This is a genomic window from Gemmatimonadota bacterium, from assembly GCA_009841265.1.
Taxonomy (GTDB): Bacteria; JAAXHH01; JAAXHH01; order JAAXHH01; family JAAXHH01; genus JAAXHH01.
Genome location: VXMB01000009.1, coordinates 1,373,499 through 1,388,877 on the forward strand (window position 1 = coordinate 1,373,499; position 15,379 = coordinate 1,388,877).

The 15,379-nt window shown below is 63.3% G+C and carries 15 protein-coding genes; 2 read left to right on the forward strand and 13 right to left on the reverse strand.

The window, feature by feature from the left end:
* Nucleotide 1: 1 nt before the first annotated feature.
* The gene (locus tag F4X08_10820) at nucleotides 2-484 is read right to left on the reverse strand and encodes a response regulator transcription factor (GenBank protein MYD26291.1); all 483 of its coding nucleotides are present in this window, start codon (nucleotides 482-484) and stop codon (nucleotides 2-4) included.
* 286 nt (nucleotides 485-770) lie between these two features.
* Entirely contained in the window at nucleotides 771-1,208 is a 438-nt protein-coding gene (locus F4X08_10825) for a single-stranded DNA-binding protein (GenBank protein ID MYD26292.1), read from the reverse strand.
* Between the two features lie 245 nt (nucleotides 1,209-1,453).
* Here F4X08_10825 and F4X08_10830 point away from each other — a divergent pair, with 245 nt between their 5' ends.
* Both F4X08_10830 and F4X08_10835 read left to right on the forward strand, forming a co-directional pair.
* The gene (locus F4X08_10830; protein ID MYD26293.1) at nucleotides 1,454-2,680 is read left to right on the forward strand and encodes a YjgP/YjgQ family permease; all 1,227 of its coding nucleotides are present in this window, start codon (nucleotides 1,454-1,456) and stop codon (nucleotides 2,678-2,680) included.
* Nucleotides 2,681-2,755: 75 nt separating this feature from the next.
* Nucleotides 2,756-3,838, forward strand: a complete 1,083-nt coding sequence (locus tag F4X08_10835; GenBank protein ID MYD26294.1) for a YjgP/YjgQ family permease — start codon at nucleotides 2,756-2,758, stop codon at nucleotides 3,836-3,838.
* A gap of 12 nt (nucleotides 3,839-3,850) precedes the next feature.
* Here F4X08_10835 and F4X08_10840 read toward each other — a convergent pair whose 3' ends face one another.
* The 11 genes from F4X08_10840 to F4X08_10890 all read right to left on the reverse strand — a co-directional run bounded on the left by F4X08_10840 (nucleotide 3,851) and on the right by F4X08_10890 (nucleotide 15,348).
* Nucleotides 3,851-4,993 carry a methionine adenosyltransferase gene (locus F4X08_10840; protein MYD26295.1) on the reverse strand — a complete coding sequence of 381 codons (1,143 nt, stop codon included), beginning with the start codon at nucleotides 4,991-4,993 and terminating at the stop codon, nucleotides 3,851-3,853.
* Between the two features lie 65 nt (nucleotides 4,994-5,058).
* Nucleotides 5,059-6,099 (reverse strand): NTP transferase domain-containing protein, encoded by a 1,041-nt coding sequence (locus F4X08_10845; GenBank protein ID MYD26296.1) that lies wholly within the window; start codon nucleotides 6,097-6,099, stop codon nucleotides 5,059-5,061.
* A gap of 134 nt (nucleotides 6,100-6,233) precedes the next feature.
* On the reverse strand, nucleotides 6,234-6,908 hold the full coding sequence (locus F4X08_10850; GenBank protein ID MYD26297.1) for a hypothetical protein: 675 nt from the start codon (nucleotides 6,906-6,908) through the stop codon (nucleotides 6,234-6,236).
* Between the two features lie 22 nt (nucleotides 6,909-6,930).
* On the reverse strand, nucleotides 6,931-7,836 hold the full coding sequence (locus tag F4X08_10855) for a hypothetical protein (GenBank protein ID MYD26298.1): 906 nt from the start codon (nucleotides 7,834-7,836) through the stop codon (nucleotides 6,931-6,933).
* Nucleotides 7,837-7,838: 2 nt separating this feature from the next.
* Nucleotides 7,839-8,519: a hypothetical protein gene (locus F4X08_10860; GenBank protein ID MYD26299.1), complete on the reverse strand. Its 681-nt coding sequence runs from the start codon at nucleotides 8,517-8,519 to the stop codon at nucleotides 7,839-7,841.
* Nucleotides 8,520-8,524: 5 nt separating this feature from the next.
* Entirely contained in the window at nucleotides 8,525-9,502 is a 978-nt protein-coding gene (locus F4X08_10865; protein MYD26300.1) for a hypothetical protein, read from the reverse strand.
* Entirely contained in the window at nucleotides 9,502-10,626 is a 1,125-nt protein-coding gene (locus tag F4X08_10870; protein ID MYD26301.1) for a hypothetical protein, read from the reverse strand. Before F4X08_10870 ends, F4X08_10865 begins: the two co-directional genes overlap by 1 nt.
* Nucleotides 10,626-12,428 (reverse strand): methylaspartate mutase, encoded by a 1,803-nt coding sequence (locus F4X08_10875; protein ID MYD26302.1) that lies wholly within the window; start codon nucleotides 12,426-12,428, stop codon nucleotides 10,626-10,628. The genes F4X08_10870 and F4X08_10875 overlap by 1 nt, the downstream gene beginning before the upstream one ends.
* 4 nt (nucleotides 12,429-12,432) lie before the next feature.
* Nucleotides 12,433-12,726, reverse strand: a complete 294-nt coding sequence (locus tag F4X08_10880) for a hypothetical protein (GenBank protein MYD26303.1) — start codon at nucleotides 12,724-12,726, stop codon at nucleotides 12,433-12,435.
* 17 nt (nucleotides 12,727-12,743) lie between these two features.
* Entirely contained in the window at nucleotides 12,744-13,595 is an 852-nt protein-coding gene (locus tag F4X08_10885; protein MYD26304.1) for a hypothetical protein, read from the reverse strand.
* 142 nt (nucleotides 13,596-13,737) lie between these two features.
* Nucleotides 13,738-15,348 (reverse strand): sulfatase-like hydrolase/transferase, encoded by a 1,611-nt coding sequence (locus tag F4X08_10890; protein MYD26305.1) that lies wholly within the window; start codon nucleotides 15,346-15,348, stop codon nucleotides 13,738-13,740.
* Between the last annotated feature and the right edge of the window lie 31 nt (nucleotides 15,349-15,379).

Genomic DNA, 15,379 nt, shown 5'->3' on the forward strand with positions numbered 1-15,379 from the left:
CTCAATCTCCGAATTTGTAGCCGACGCCCCGGACGGTCGTGATGATATGCACGCCGTGGCGTTCGATCTTCATGCGCAGCCGTCTCACGTGCACGTCCACCGTCCTCGTACCGCTGAAATAATCGTATCCCCAGACGGCGGTCAGCAGCTCGTCCCGCGTAAACACCCGTCCCCTGTGCCGGGCCAGGTGCTTGAGCAACTCGTACTCCTTGAGGGTCAGGTCGATCGCCTTGCCCCGGATCGTGACTTCGTAGTTGCCCAGGTTGATCAGCAGGTCGCCCCAGACGATCATATCCTGGATCTGCACGCTGTGGCGCCGCCAGAGGACGTTCTTGATGCGAAGATCGAACTCGCGGACGTTGTATGGCGCGCAGATGAAATCGTCGATTCCCCGGGTGACGTCGAGGTCGCCGATGGCGTCACAGCCGGTCAGGACGATGACCGCGGGGGCGTGCCGGAACCCGCGCGACCGCAGTTCGTCCATCACGAAAGGAAGGACCGACCGGGGCCGGTCCGTCTGGATGAGCAGGACGTCTGAATCGGGTATACGAGCGTGGAGGTCTTCAACAACGGTGTAATGCAGTTCCGTTAAGGGGTAACCTGCGCCGCTCAACCACCTGATCAGCGGTTCGACGGGTTCCTGGCGGGCAATAAGGATCGATATTCGGGGAAGCCCGTTGCCGCTAAGTCTAACGGTCATGGGTTCTCACTACAGGCCCACGTTGGAAGGAGCAACCGGTTGCGACGAACGGGCTATCCCGCGAATGGCGTCAAAACGGAAGATCGTCGTCGGAATCGGACTCGGGCGAAGAAGGCGGCACTTCCGTCGCCGTGCTTTTGGTTCCTCCGGGCGCGTCCGATGCAAGCTCATTCTGCTGGCGGGCACTCAGCATTTGCATCTCGTTCGCCACGATCTCGGTCATGTACCGTTTCATCCCGTTCTGATCCTCCCAGGAACGGGTCTGCAGCCGTCCTTCGACATACACCGGCGCGCCTTTCTTGAGATACTGGCCGCAGATCTCCGCCAGTTTCGAAAAGGCCACGATACGGTGCCATTCCGTTTCTTCCCGCCGTTCTCCGTCCTGCGTGTTCCACTGGCGCGTCGTGGCCATGCGGAAGTTTACTACGGCCCGGCCGGCAGGCGTGTACCTCATCTCGGGATCCGCGCCGAGATTACCGATCAGAATGACTTTATTCAAACTGGCCATTGGGGATGCTCCTTATATGGAAAATAGTGAAATGAGTATAGCGCGATACACAGAGCGAGTCAAGCGAATTTCCCCCTGTCCCGGGACCGCCGCGCGGGATAAAACCGCTTGCTAATCCCCGGTATCGCACGCTATATTCGAATAGTCGAGGGACCTTTTAAAAACATCGTAACTATTGTTGACGGAACCCGACATCGGACGCGCCGGAATGCCCTCCCCCGGCCCGTTATCCTCCCGATTGGCCCATGACCCTCCCGGTTCACCTCTACCGATACGTGTTCAAGGCGCACGTCGGTCCCTTTCTTTTCTCCTTCGTGGTCATCACGTTCATCCTCGTGATGGACATCATATTTCAGATCGCCGACCTCATCATCGGAAAGAACCTCGACCTGTTCATCGTGCTCGAGGTGTTTTTCCTCAACCTGGCATGGATCGTCGCCGTATCGATCCCCATGTCCGTGCTGGTCGCCAGCCTCATGGCCTTCGGCCGGCTTTCGGCCGATAACGAGGTCACCGCGCTCAAGGCAGGCGGCGTCAGTTTCTTCCAGATGGTCTCGCCGGTCCTGGCAGCGGGAATCCTCCTTGGGAGCGGCCACCTGTTCTTCATGGACGTCATACTGCCCGAAGCCAACTACCGGGCGCGTTCGCTCATGAACGACATCCACCGTGCGCGTCCCACGTTGCTCTTCAACGCAAACATATTCATGAAGGACATTCCGGGATACAGCATCCTGATCGACCGGGTCAACCCGAGAAACAACGAAATCTCCGGTATCACCATCTACGAGACGGGGAACCTGCGCTACCCGCGCCTCATGACGGCGGAGTCCGGTGAATTCCACGTCAACGAGACGGGGAGCCGGCTCGATCTCATGCTGTACGACGGAGAACTGCTTCAGCAGGACGAATCATCGGGGCGCTATTTCAAAGAGATCTTCGAGCGGCAGCGATTCACGATCCGCACCGAGCCGGCCGGCGTCCAGCGGTCGGAGGCGGGAATCCGGGGCGACCGCGAGCTGAACATCGAGATGATGCGCGCCAGAATCGATGAATGGCAACAAGAGATCGACGCAGCATCCGCAAAATTGGTACCCGGGCCGATTTACCCGGATGCGAAGGCGGATTCCCTCGAGGCGGCGAGAGCACGGGCGGAGCGGACGGTCTCGCTGAGACAGCGGCAGAAGAACAGCTACATCGTGGAGATCCACAAGAAGTACGCCATTTCAGCGGCCTGTTTCGTCTTCGTGCTGATCGGCGCGCCGCTGGGGGTTCGCATCCGCCGCGGCAGCATCGGCGTCAGCGTGGGCGTCAGCCTGTGCTTCTTCCTGCTGTACTGGGCCTGTCTGCTCGGCGGTGAAGAACTGGCGGACCGCGACATGATCGATCCCGTCTGGGCGATGTGGGCGGCGAATATCGTCATCGGCGTTCCCGGTGCCTTCCTGGTCTGGGTTACTGGCCGGGACCGCATCTGACGGTCAGCCTGAACAGCCTGGTCGCGCCTGGACACGCTTCAATTCGCTTCGATACCACCGGAGGAACGCCGTTACATGTCCCTGATCACCCGGTACGTGCTCCGCCTGTTCGTCTCCGCCATCGCCGTCAGTCTGGTCGCCTTCGTCAGCATCTTCTTCGTGGTCGATCTCATCGAGCAACTGGATCGTTTCCTCGACCGCGAGGTGGCCCCGGTATACATCGCGCTCTACTACGTCTATTACACGCCCTATATCTTCGTACTCACGATTCCCGTCAGCCTGCTGCTCGCCAGCCTGTATACATTCGGCCAACTGACCAGACTGGGCGAGTTGACCGCCATGAAGGCATCGGGGCTCAGTGTGTACCGGCTGCTGCGGCCCCTGCTCCTCGTCAGCGCGGTGGTAAGCGCGTGCCTGTTCTGGGCCGGGGAATGGCTCGTGCCCCATACGAGCATGAAACGGGCCGAAATCCAGTCGGAACACGTCGACCTGCAGGGCGGAGCAGGGCAGCACGTCCGGAACGACGTGTATTTCAGGGGAGAGGGAGGGCGCCAGTTCTATATCCGCGTATTCGACGGACGCGACGCGGAGGGCACGGGGGTTTTCGTCACCGAATTCCGCGACGGCCTCGTCTCCAGCGTGCTCTCGGCGGAAAGCGCCGCCTGGAAGGACGGGCGCTGGCTGCTTTCCAACGGGGTGGAACGGCGGTTCCGGACGGGAGGCGGATTGTCCGAATACATAACATTCGCCGAACTGGAACAGGACAGATGGTCCGAAACGCCGGAAGATTTCATGCGTGGGCAGAAACGTCCCGAGGAGATGAGCTACGACGAACTCGACCAGTTGATACAGAACGTCCGGCGCGGAGGCGGAGACGTGCAGGGCTACCTGGTGGACCTCAACCTGAAGATCGCCTTTCCCAGCGCGGGGCTGATCATCGTGCTGCTGGGCGGAGCGCTGGCCTCTCACCTGAGACGGGGCGGCGTAGCGGTGGGATTCGCCCTGAGTATCGGCATATGTTTCGTATACTGGGGGCTGCTCCGCTTTGCCCAGGCCTTCGGACACGCGGGATTGCTCGAGCCCATGGCGGCGGCCTGGGGCGCAAACGCCCTCTTCTGCCTGCTGGCCCTTATACTGCTTGTCCGAGCGCCTAAGTGAGCACTTTACAGCTCAGGCGTGGTTCCTGAGCTCCTCCGCCTTGTCGCAATTCTCCCAGGTGAAGCCCGCTTCGTTGCGGCCGAAGTGCCCGTATGACGCCGTGGGGCGGTAGATCGGCCGGCGCAGGTCGAGGCTTTCGATGATGCCCTGGGGCGTCAGGTCGAAGTGCTTGCGGATCAGACGGGTGATCTCCAGGTCATCGGCCGCGCCGGTACCAAAGGAATTGACGTTGACGGAAACCGGCTCCGCCACGCCGATGACGTAAGCGAGCTGGATCTCGCATTTCTCGGCCAGTCCGGCCGCGACGACGTTCTTGGCCACGTAGCGGGCCGCGTAGGAAGCCGAGCGGTCCACCTTGGTCGGGTCCTTGCCCGAATAGGCCCCGCCCCCGTGGCGGCAGTAACCGCCGTAGGTGTCCACGATGATCTTCCGGCCCGTCAGGCCGGCGTCTCCCTGGGGTCCGCCGGTGACGAAACGACCGGTCGCGTTGACGTGGTACTTGATCCGGCCCGGGTCGATCAACTCCTCCGGCAACGCGGGACCGATTACCTCGTTGACGATGTCCTCCCGGATCTGCTCATTCGAAACGTCCGGGTCGTGCTGGGCGGCGATGACCACCGTGTCGATCCGGCGGGGCTGGCCATCGACGTATTCCACCGTGACCTGCGATTTACCGTCGGGACGCAGATACGGGGCCGCGCCGTTCTTCCGGATCGCCGCGAGGTTCCGGGTCAGCCGGTGGGCCAGCGTGATGGGCAGAGGCATCATCTCGGGGGTCTCGTTGGTCGCGTAGCCGAACATCATTCCCTGGTCGCCCGCGCCCTGCCGGTCCACCCCCATGGCGATGTCGGCCGACTGCTGGTCGAGGGAGACGACCACGCCGCATGACTCCCAGTCCAGCCCGAACCCGGAATCCGTATACCCGATGGATTTGACGGTCTCGCGGGCCACGCTTTGCGCGTCCACGTGGCCGTCCGTCGTGATTTCCCCACCAACGACCACCAGGCCCGTCGTGACGAAGGTTTCACAGGCCACGCGGGCGTAGGGGTCCTGTTCGATGACGGCGTCCAGCACCGCGTCGGAGATCTGGTCGGCGACCTTGTCGGGATGGCCTTCGGTAACGGATTCGGAAGTGAAGAGGTAACCGGGTGTCATGCGTCATGCTCCTGATGATCGACCCGTGGGTCGGGAACGATCGGGTTCGTGGTTTCGGTAATCTGTCAGACGAAAACTTCGCAGTGTGCGCTTTCCACGCCGTCCGGACTGTGCGGGCCTTCGGGGCTGTGCGGGCTGCCCAGACCACCCCGGCCGACCGAAACTCGCCTTACTGTATCGGCCAGGACGGCATGGGGGGTAACGATGGAACCCCTGAGATCGCAGTTCTCGATACGGGCGTGGCTTCCGATGGTGGCGTCACGGACGACGGTGCGGGCGACGGAAGCCCGGGACGAGATGGCGACGTAGGGTCCGATGACGGACCGGTGGACACGGGCGTCGGACGCGATGGCTACCGGCGGAATGATCACGCTGCCGGGAATGTCGCAACGTCCCCCATTCAGGTCGAGCAACCGCCTGTTGGCCTCCAGCAGGCGGTCCGGCGTGCCGCAGTCGTACAAGTCGTCGACTTCAAAGGGGACCAGGTGTTCGCCCTGTTCCACCATCCACTGCAGGGCGTCCGTCAGCTGATACTCGTTCCGGGTCCTTCGGCCGGACCTTACCAGGGTTTCCAGACCTTCCATGAGCGACCGCGGACTGGAGAAACAGTAGATCCCGGCGATCGCGAGATCCGATTCGGGATGATCGGGTTTCTCCACCAGCCGGGTGATCCGACCGTCCTCGACTTCAACCAGTCCGTACCGGCTCAGGTCACCGGAGACCCGCTTGACGCCAATGGCGTTGCCGGACGGCTCCCCGGCCAGGAAAGCGAAATCAGAAAGATAGATGACGTCTCCCAGCAGGACCAGGAGCGGCTCGTCATCCACGAGGTCCGCACACAGGTGCACGGCGTGTCCGATCCCGAGCGGCTCGCGTTGCACGACGTACCGGGCTTCGAGGTCATCCCGCCGGTCGACGTACCGGCGGATGGCGTCACCCGATGGCGAGATCACCAGCACGACGTCGCGGATGCCCATGCCGGTTACCTGGTCGAGCAGGTATTCCAACACCGGCTTGCCGGCGACGGGGACCAAGGCCTTGGGGGTTTCAAGCGTGACGGGGCGCAATCGGCTGCCGCTGCCAGCGACGGGAATGATGGCTTTCATGAAACTTCCTTGCGCGTGTGCACCCTCTCCCGGCGGAACGCGCCGGGACCGAAAAGAACGGTTCAGTAAGTAACAGCGGACCAGGGCCGTGCGCAACAGAAATCATGGTCGCAGGTGCCGAACGCTACGCTTATTCAGAAGATCGAACCGAGCCAGGCGCCCAGGGCTTCCATCCGGCCGGTCAGCAGGGAGATGCGCGCCATGACCGTGTACCCGAATGCCGCGCCGAAGGTCACCATCAGCACCCAGATGCCCGCGCGGGACACTTGTCCCAGCACGCCTTTGTGCTCCACGGAGAAGAAGAAGTACACCAGGCCGCAGATCACGCCCAGGACGAGCACGATGTGGGAAAAGCTGGCGCCCCAGAGCAGGTTGCCTGATGCGTCGAGCACCACGAGGGGGATCATGGTGCTCTGGACCTGGATGATGAAGTCCGAATCGAGGAAGCGGGGCAGGTTGAATCCCGCCGCGCCGCCGACGATGAAGGCCAGGGCCCAGCGGCTGAGCCAGGCCCAGCGGTCGATCAGGCGGGTGAGCAGCAGCAGGCCGAAGACGGCGGGGATGAGGTAGTAGTAGTCCGGCGACCTGTCCACGGCGCCGGGCACGACGCCCGACATGAGCGAAGGGAACAGCTTGCCGAGCAGATTCGGCACCAGGTGGTCCCAGAACCCTACGGCCATCAGGTAAGCGGCCGAAACGCCGACGAACAGGTGTTCGGCGAACTTGTAGAATGGATTGTCCCGGTACAGGAAACTGAGGATCATCAGCGTGAGGGCCGCGTCGATCCATAGCATCAGCGTTACGTCCATAAATGGTCCTCTATGGCCGGCGTCAGACCCGGCCCCCATGGCTCGTTCGGCCTGCCTGTCCCGTTCGGCCTGTCCGGTCCGCGCGGCCCGCCCGGCCGAGGAAGTAGGCCAGGTTGCCCAGCAGGACCAGCAGGACGATCAGCACGTGGGTCACGACCTGGGGACCCATGCGCATGGTGGCCTCCATCGTGGCGTTCCGGTAGGCCGGATACCGGTCCACCAGGGCGGACTCGTACTCGGAAGCCCCTTTGAGGCCGCCCATCAACCCGACCAGCTGCTGGGGATAGTAGGGATAGAGTTCCGGCGCCACCACGGCCGTGCCGCCGCCCATGACGGGAATTCCCGCGATGTCGCCCGCAAACTGGATCCACTCCTTCAGTCCGGGGTCCCCCGCGGTCAGGCTCAGGATGATGACGTAGTCCACCATCTCGTCCACGTCCGCGGTTATGGGAAGATCGTCGAGCGGCGTGCCCTCCGCGTCGGCGTTGACCAGCGTCCTGAAGTTGACCACCATGGTGTTGATCGCGCCGCCCAGACCGGCCTTGTACCCCAGGTTCACGTAGTCCCGCCCGTACGCCTTGTCCGGGAACTCCACGGGCAGCAGGTTGTCCGTGATCTTCTTGATCTGTCCCACCCCTTCGGGGAACAGGGTGAAGAAGGACACTTCGTGGCCGCGGGTCATCGTATGCCGCACGAGGGCCTTCGCCATGGGATCCAGCTCGGGCGCGGTATCCGGGCCGTAATCGAAGGAAAGGAACACCCGCGACCCGGACGGAAGCCGTTCCACGGTGTCGAAGATCGACTGTACGATAGGCGTGGGGCTGTCCTGGAAGCGGGGTTTCAGCAGCAGGGGGATGCAGACCGCCGCCCCGATGAGCAGGAAGATGATCCGGCGGTCGATCTGCAGGATGGAATCGGGAATCCGCATGCTTATTCTCCCCGGCCCAGGTAGTTGCGTTCGATCCCCAGGATGATGCGCAGGGAAGTCGCGATGACCCCCAGGGCGATTCCGATCATGATGGCCCGCTGGCCGGCCGTATTGGGCCATGCCATGATCCAGTTGGCCAGGTTCGGCAGCTCGAGGAAGGCCAGGCTTTCCGGCATCCAGGCCGTCAGCCACGCCCCTACGGGGGTCCTGCCCAGCAGGATGACCATGGCGGCCGACAGGAGGATGGTTGCCTCCTTCGTGCGCGCCCTGAAGGCACGGTAGGAAGCCGAGGCGACGAAGAAGGCCAGCAGGGAAAACATGGTGGCCGACAGCGGGTTGTAGACCCCGTCGAACATGAACCGAAGCCAGGAACCCGAGGCCAGGATCTCCCCGCCCATCCCGCCGGGGTTGCCCACCTTGAACAGACCGATCACCAGGGTGACGAGGAAGGCCACCAGGGTGACCACGCTGTAGGGCCAGTCCGCGGCGCGGCTGGAAACGCGTTTCAGGTGTATCTTGAGCAGGCTCCCTCCGCCGAGGATAAACGCAAAGACGGTAATGATGGCGAAGTAGTCCGAGAAACTCTCGTAGAGCGTATTGAAGGGGCCCCGTGTCACGAAGTATCCCGTGATCAGGACCACGCCGATGATGAAGGTGATGATAAGGGGTATTCTACGGCGCATGGGATCTACCTGAATAGCCAGAGTACGATTTCGGAGACTTCGCGGACGGTTTCACTTCCGGTAATGGATTCCAGGGTGGCCAGCGCACTGCCGGCCAGGATGAATATGATGGCGATGCCCTTGCCGGCGTCCTGTCCCTTCAGGCTGCCCAGCATGCGCGGTTCCTTGGACAGGTACGCGCTGGCGGCGAACAATTCCTCTCCGATCAGTGTATAGTCGCAGGCCGCTACGAAGAAGGGCAATTGGGGAGGTCTTGCCGTTCCCGCGATCTGGATGGCCCCGATGGAGTTGCCCGTTTCCGCCAGGATAAGGGATTCGGCGTAGAACCCGCCCAGGTAGAAGCAGGCGGCCGGCTTTTCCCGCACGATGATGCCGTCGACGGCCGCCGCGTATGCGAACTGCGCATCCGAGACGTAGTGTATGTCGTCTTCCTGGTAGGCGTCGGGGCGGCCCGCGGTCAGGTAGGACTGCTGCACGGTTTCCCGGGCCACGCTCATGACGAGGGACTTGCGTACGGGCACGTGCAGCCTGGAGTCGTAGCCCGCGATGATGGTGGCGAGATGTCCCAGCAGGTTCATGGACGCGATGGTCTGTACCTCGTCCATGTCGTTCAGGCCGGGGACGTAGAGGATGGGCTTGCCCATCTCCGTCGCCCGTCCCACGGCTTCCTCCACCGTGTCCAGGCCGGCGATCTTGCGTATGAAAAGCGGCCGGCCCGCGGAGGCTAGCACCACGTAAAGCAGAATAGCGCCCGTCAGGATGATCCCCAGGACCAGGGCCTGGGTCCGGTCCGTGTTGAACCAGCCGGATTCTGTACCGGCCTGGGCCAGCACAGGATCCGCCTGCAGCAGGGAGAAGACCGCTGCGGACGCGAAGACCGCACGCAGCAAGGTGGAGATCGCCGCGTACACGCAGACCGCACGCGGCCGCGCATTCGAATGGTGAACGCCACACAGTATGCGGGTGGTTGGGAAACGGTGCATCAGGTCTCCACGATCTCCACGTTCGCACGGGGCACCGTCACGAGCGCTCCGTTGGTCCTGTGCGCTTCCAGCACCCGGGCGAAGGCGCCCGTGGGAAGCCGCACGGGCTGTTCGGGCAGCGACGCCACCGTGGCGAGTTCCCCGAACCAGGGTTCTCGGATCAGCCGTACCAGCGAACCGGCTTCCAGGCCGCGGCCGGCCGGACCCGCCCGATCCGCGGACGCCTCGCTGCCATCGGATTTTATGATGATCTCGGGACGAATCACACCGGCCCGGATCTGCGTGGCCCCGCTCAGGGAAGCTTCGCGGTCCTGCATGGAACGGAGCAGTTCGAAGGTGCGTTCGGCCATGGGCAGCCGTCCGAAACCTTCGGTGACGATCATGGTCAGTCCTATGTCTTCCCCGCCGGTCACCGCGACACCGATCTGGTATCCCAGGAGGTCGCCGATATCGTGGTACCGCATGCCGCCCACGACCACGCCGGACGCGCCGACCTCTATCAACTTACGCAACGCGTCAAGGGTGATCATGGATCCGCAGCAGACGATCCGGCCCCGCAGGCGGTCATCGATCATTTCACCGGTAACCTCGTCTTCGGGCGATTGGACGATCTGGCGTATGGGCGCGTACGTTTCGCCCCCCACGCCGAAAATCCCCTGAATGCAGGCGCCGGCCGTTTCCACCACGACGCCCTCCCCGGGCAGTGTTTCGGTGACCGTGCCGTCGAGGTAGGCGTTGATCCGCACCGGGGTCGACGGTTCCCGGATGAGCACCTGGCCGGTCACTTCCGAGACCATTTCGATGGTGCCGCTTTCGGGACACCGAACGCTGGACTTGAACAGACCGAAGATCCCCCTGGATTCGGCGATCAACTCGCCCTTCGCCACCGGTTCGTCCGGTTGCTTGAGCATGCAGCCCGGCACTTCCTCCGGTGCGATGGCCAGGGCATTGGCGACATTGACGTTGTGCACCGGGCCGGGCAGATAGGTTTCGGCGACCACCGTGTCGGGCCGTACCCGGTCGCCGACATCCACCAGCACCTGGCCGCTCAGGGGCAGGCGGCGCGTCCTGGCAACGACGGTCCGGGGGGATACCCGCAGGCCGGATGTATAGGCGTGGGCCATCAGCCGGACTCCGGAAAAAGGTCGAGTGCGCGGTAGTCCCTCTGCAGCGTTTCTACCCGTTCTGCCGCGTCCTCCGGCTGTTGAAGCGGTCTGCCGCGGGTGTCGATGATCACGCCCAGGGGGCCGCTCCGTACGGTACGGGCGACGGTCACGCCCCGTCCAGCGCCGGCGTCGAATCCCCGGGACGGTACGACCTCCAGGGCAACCTCCTCGGCCTCCCCGGCCGGAATCGCGACCAGTTCGCCCACGGCCGCCTGGTGCGTCCATTCCGCGTCATCCGTCCTCGCCTTTACAGTCGCGCACGGGGTGCCGGGCGATCCGGTACCCACGGGTGCGACGCACGGACCGAGATGGACGAGGCAATCCCGGTCGAAGACCTCCAGCGCCGCGGTTTCATGTACGGTCGACAGCACGCCCAGGTGGGGCATCATGAAGATGCTGTCCACCGCCAGGTTCGTGATGCCCTCGGGTTGGAAGGCGTCCACCATCATCAGCGCGGCCTGCGCCCGGCTCGGCGCGTGGGAGAGCACGCCCCCGCTGCCGATGACCAGGTCCAGGTTCATCAGGTCGACCAGGGTCCGGCCGCCCGTCTGCTGGTCGAAGGTGTCCGATATCGTTCTAAGCTGTTGCACGCCCTTCAACTCGACGGCGAAGTTCCTGTGCTGCTCGAAGGCCAGCCGCAGGGCCTCGCGGGCCACGGCCTGCTCGATGATCAGCTCCTCCATGGTCTGGGGAATGCTGGTGGGCCGGATCATCTTGTTGCCCATGCGGTCCTTCAGGTCGGCGTCGGTCAATTCAAAGGGCAGCCACCGCGCGATGTTCTCCAGTCCTGCCTCCGTCAACACGTTGGAAATGCTGTAGCTCATGCCGAGATTGGCGCTGACGGTCCGGTTGAACGCGCCGCCGAAGACCGAAAACACGTCGGTGGTCGCACCGCCGATATCAACGCCCAGCACGTCGATTCCGTTTCGTTCCGCGACGACCCGCACCATCCGTCCCACGGCGCCGGGCGTAGGCATGATCGGCACGTGTGTCCACGCCATCAGGTCGCCGTACCCAGGCGCCTGGGCCATTACGTGTTCCATGAACAGGGTGTGGATCTGTTCCCGGGCGGGGCCCAGGTTCTCCGCTTCGAGCACGGGCCGCAGGTTGTCCACCTGGCTGAGTTCCGTCCGTTCGGTCAGGATCCGGGCAATGTCTTCACGGGCGTCGGCGTTCCCGGCGTAGATCACCGGCAGATCGTAGCCGCTGCCCAATCGGGGTCTTGGGTCCGCCGCGGCGATCAACTCGGCCATCTCGACCACGTGGGACTTCGTGCCGCCGTCCACGCCGCCGGACAGCAGGATCATGTCAGGACGGAGCTGGCGTATTCGTTCGATGCGCTCGTGGGGCCGACGCCCATCGTTGGACGCCAGGGTTTCCATGACGATGGCGCCCGCGCCCAGGGCCGCCCGTTCGGCACTTTCGGCGGTCATGCTCTTGACCACGCCGGCCACCATCATCTGAAGCCCGCCGCCCGCGCTGCTCGTCGAAACGTAGATGTCCACCCCTCGGCCGCCCTCGGCGGGCGACACGATCCTTTCTCCGTCGAGGATCTCGCGGCCGGACTGCTCCTCCACCTCGCGCACCGCGTTGAGGACGCCCCGCGTGACGTCCTCGAATGGCGCCTCAACGGTCGTCGGCGCTTCGCCACGAACGACTAGACGGTAAGCGCCGTCACGCCGCTCGATCAGGATGGCCTTGGTGGTCGTGCTGCCGCAGTCCGTGGCCAGGATGACGTTGATTTCTGTTGGAAGGGACATGGAGTCAGTTTGCCGTGTCATCCGCCCCGGAGGCGTGATGCTCTATGCGCTGGATCAGAAACTCCACGTTCTCCCGGCGCTCGATGGCCTCGGCGATCCGGTCGTAGTCCGACGCGTCCACCACCATGTGAATGAAGGGACTCAGGAAAGCCATGAACTGGCCGCCCAGAAACGAAAGGGGTTTCATGGATTCCAGGAAGAGGACCGCGGGCGCGGTGAGCTCGCGCGCGACTATGGCTTCGGCGATCCGATCGAGCAGGGCCTGCTGCTCCGCCAGGGTCTCTGATGAATCAGCCAATGAATTGATCACCTTGCTCAGTCTACCACGAACTCCCGGCCCGCATGTTCAGCGATCCATTCGCGCAGGGGGATGTCTTCGGTCAGAGGCGAGGTATAGCCATGGCCGCCCGATGGTCCGGCGCCCAGGAGTTGCCTGCGTATGGGGTCGCAGCGGTCCATGTAGTGATCTACCGTCATGTTGTCCCGGGGACGCAGCCAGCGGTAACTGTAACCGTAGAACAACACCTTGCGGGTAATATCGGAGTAGTTGATCCCCGAGGCGTGCCAGAGACGTCGATCGAAAAACACGGCGTCGCCGGCCGCGGCACGGATCGGAACGGCATCTTCCGGATCCAGCTCGGCGTTTTCGGGAAAGTCGATCGCCTGGCATTGGTGGCTGCCCGGAATGGCGTGGAAGTTGCCCCGGTCGGTCGCCGTGCAGTCGCTCAGGAAGAAGGCCACCTTCAACGACACCCGCGGACGGGGCGTCGTCTCCAGGTCGATATTGAGCCTGCCGCTGTCCTGGTGCCAGCCCAGACGCCGTTTTTTGGGCTTCTGATCCGCCGGCGACGGAGGCGAGACAATCAAATGCGAATGGTACAGCTGGATGTGCCACCCGAGAATGCCCCAGACCTTGGGGAAGGTCTTCGGCCAGTCGAGCAGTTCCAGCAGCAGATCGTCCTGTCCGATGATGTCGAAATGATTCTTGATGCTGTAGGGGCTGCCCCCCATGTTGGGACGGCGTTCCGCATCGATGCGGTCCGCGATCCGGTCCAGCGCTTCCACCATGTCGCCCGGCAGCACGTTCTTCACGATGAAAAAACCCTGTTCATCGAAGAGGTGCCGCTCTTCGTCCGTCAGGCAGTAGACAAGACAGGAAGGGTCCATGGCGGACCTCCGGGATCGGAACGCAATAGCGTCAAGAAACGTACCAGTGTTTTCTTAATGATTCACAACCAGATGGTCAACCTCTTTGAAGACGGGGCCTTAGCGCAACCAGGCATTGGTCCGTCTTACGCTGTCGCGCCGGTCACGCTTCCCGAACCACGAACTTTGCCCGGATCTCCGGGCTTTCAAGGTATCCGATGCGTATCGCCCGCGCCCTTACCAGGTACTCACCTGCATCAAGACACAGCGGTTCGGTATACAACAGCCAGTGGGGATCATCCCCCGTCTCGAGCGTGTAAGCGATGGAAGCGCCCTGTGTGGCACAGTGAAGCTGCAGCAGCACCGGGCCTTCGAACGAGCCGCCCTCCAGCGCAGGATCGATTCCGGGACTTTCAGTGCATAGGGGCACGCAGACCACGGGGGCGGTCTCGGGCTGGCGGCCCTCCGGATACCAGTTCCGGACCATCTCGCTTTCGGAGATCCTGCCCATGTCCCCGGTCTCATCGAGCCAGGTGTCGAGCGCGTCGCGCATCCGTTCCAGGTCACCGCGGAACCGGGGATTGGCGGCCAGGTTGTCTACTTCATGGGGGTCAACCGCCGTGTCGTAAAACTCCTCCACGGGCCTGGGGTACCGGAACAGGGCCGACTGCGCCTCGTCCAGACCGTCTTCCAGGTGCAGCTTCCATATTTCCTGCATGATCGGATGGCGGTTTCGATAGGGGATCCAGGAAAGATACGGCAGATCGGGCCGGTAGTTCCGGATGTACTTGTACCGGCCGTCGCGCACGGCCCTGACCATGTCGTAGGACACGTCGTGGCGGTCCCTGCTGGCGTAGACATAGTCCCGTGACGGCCGGGCATGCTCCCCGAGAAAGGCGCGGCCCTGGATATGGTGCGGGATTTCGACGCCCGCCAGGGACAGCATCGTGGGACCCAGGTCGATCGTACTGACCAGGTCTTCGCATACCCGCCCGCCTTCCATGTCCGGTCCCCGCGCGATGAGCGGCACGTGAATGCCCGCGTCATAAGGCCAGCGCTTGCCCCGGGGCAGGGGTCCGTGGTCGCTCCAGTTGAAGACGTAGGTATGGTCGGCGAGTCCGTCTGCTTCCAGTTGCTCCAGTAGCGTGCCGAATTCCCGGTCGTTGTGGGCGATATGGGTGTACATGCGGGCCAGGGCCTCCCTGACCTTCGGTGTGTCGGGCAGGTGGGGCGGCGGCTCGATGGCTGCGGGATCGAACTCGGGCGAAGGGCACTTTTCCGGCCACATCCCGCTCTCGTGGCTGCGCATGAGGTTGAAGACCGCGAAGAAGGGCTGGTCCGGATCAGGCCGGTTTCGCCAGTGGACCGCGTCGCCCTGGTCGTCCCAGGCCGTCAGCGGCGGATCGAACTGGTAGTCGGTCTTGAAGTTGTTCGTGCAGTAGTAGCCCGCCGCCCGCAGGTATTCTGTGAAGCACTTGACGTAGTGGGGCGGAACCGCGGAGTAGGGCGTGGGCAACTTGGGTACAGCGGGATCGGCGTGGGTGGTCCGCATGTGGTGCGTGCCGATGGAGGTGGCGTACATCCCGGTAATGATCGCAGAGCGGGCAGGGGCGCAGACCCCCGACGTGGAGAAGCAGCGCGTCCACCGGCACCCCTCTTCCGCGAATCGGTCCACGTTCGGAGTACGAGCTACTGGGTCGCCGTAGCAACCGTAGTAAGGGCCGGTGTCCTCGAAGGAAATCCACAGGATGTTGGGTCTGGATCGTGTGGGCACGGGGGGCACTCGTCTCACTTTATACAGCAGG

Excerpts from the sequence above, each read along its gene's own strand:
- F4X08_10820 (MYD26291.1), bottom strand. The coding sequence starts at position 484 with ATGGACGAACTGCGGTCGCGCGGGTTCCGGCACGCCCCCGCGGTCATC.
- F4X08_10825 (MYD26292.1), bottom strand. The coding sequence starts at position 1,208 with ATGGCCAGTTTGAATAAAGTCATTCTGATCGGTAATCTCGGCGCGGAT.
- F4X08_10830 (MYD26293.1), top strand. The coding sequence starts at position 1,454 with ATGACCCTCCCGGTTCACCTCTACCGATACGTGTTCAAGGCGCACGTC.
- F4X08_10835 (MYD26294.1), top strand. The coding sequence starts at position 2,756 with ATGTCCCTGATCACCCGGTACGTGCTCCGCCTGTTCGTCTCCGCCATC.
- F4X08_10840 (MYD26295.1), bottom strand. The coding sequence starts at position 4,993 with ATGACACCCGGTTACCTCTTCACTTCCGAATCCGTTACCGAAGGCCAT.
- F4X08_10845 (MYD26296.1), bottom strand. The coding sequence starts at position 6,099 with ATGAAAGCCATCATTCCCGTCGCTGGCAGCGGCAGCCGATTGCGCCCC.
- F4X08_10850 (MYD26297.1), bottom strand. The coding sequence starts at position 6,908 with ATGGACGTAACGCTGATGCTATGGATCGACGCGGCCCTCACGCTGATG.
- F4X08_10855 (MYD26298.1), bottom strand. The coding sequence starts at position 7,836 with ATGCGGATTCCCGATTCCATCCTGCAGATCGACCGCCGGATCATCTTC.
- F4X08_10860 (MYD26299.1), bottom strand. The coding sequence starts at position 8,519 with ATGCGCCGTAGAATACCCCTTATCATCACCTTCATCATCGGCGTGGTC.
- F4X08_10865 (MYD26300.1), bottom strand. The coding sequence starts at position 9,502 with ATGCACCGTTTCCCAACCACCCGCATACTGTGTGGCGTTCACCATTCG.
- F4X08_10870 (MYD26301.1), bottom strand. The coding sequence starts at position 10,626 with ATGGCCCACGCCTATACATCCGGCCTGCGGGTATCCCCCCGGACCGTC.
- F4X08_10875 (MYD26302.1), bottom strand. The coding sequence starts at position 12,428 with ATGTCCCTTCCAACAGAAATCAACGTCATCCTGGCCACGGACTGCGGC.
- F4X08_10885 (MYD26304.1), bottom strand. The coding sequence starts at position 13,595 with ATGGACCCTTCCTGTCTTGTCTACTGCCTGACGGACGAAGAGCGGCAC.